Source organism: Blautia sp. MB18-30 (assembly GCF_023669475.1).
Taxonomy (GTDB): domain Bacteria; phylum Bacillota; class Clostridia; order Lachnospirales; family Lachnospiraceae; genus Blautia_A; species Blautia_A fusiformis.
In genome coordinates this window covers 1-619 of sequence record NZ_JAMOYY010000102.1, presented here as the reverse complement: position 1 = coordinate 619, position 619 = coordinate 1, and the positions used below count along the sequence as shown (strand labels likewise).

At 27.1% G+C, this 619-nt stretch carries 1 protein-coding gene; it reads left to right on the top strand.

From position 1 onward, the window contains the following. Positions 1-619 (top strand): hypothetical protein (locus tag NCY57_RS16720; RefSeq protein ID WP_250789882.1); only part of this gene is annotated, 619 nt, incomplete at both ends.

The following is a 619-nucleotide window of genomic DNA, read 5'->3' as shown; positions in this document are numbered from 1 at the left end:
AATGTTATTAATAATAACGGGATGTATAAAAGTAAATGATAATACGCCATATGTTGCAGTAAGAGATGATCGCTTGCGCTTAGATGATTATATATCAACAATTAAATGGGCAATAGAGTCAGAAGTTTTTGATAAAATTGTTTTTTGCGATAATAGCGGATATGTATATGATGATAAAGAAATTCAAGATCTCGCAAAAATAAGGTTAAAAAAATTTGAATGGTTATGTTTTCAGGCTAGCCCTGATTTAGTGAATACATATGGCAAAGGATATGGTGAAGGAGAAATTATTAAATATGTTTTGAATAATAGTAAAATAATATCTGACAGTGATTACTTTTTTTGTAAAATAACAGGAAGGCTAAGAATCTCAAATATAGAAAACTTGTTGCGAAAAGATAGAAATTGTTTTATGAAAAAGCATTATTCAAAAGAAATTGATACGAGATTTTATTGTATATCTATGGATACTTATAAAAAGTATATGCTCAATGCATATAAAAATACATATGATTCTCAAGGAAAGTACTTAGAGCATGTATTTTATGAGGCACTAAAGAAATATAAAATCAAATATAAAATGTTTATGGAAAGACCTTTGTTTTTGGGTATTTCGGGA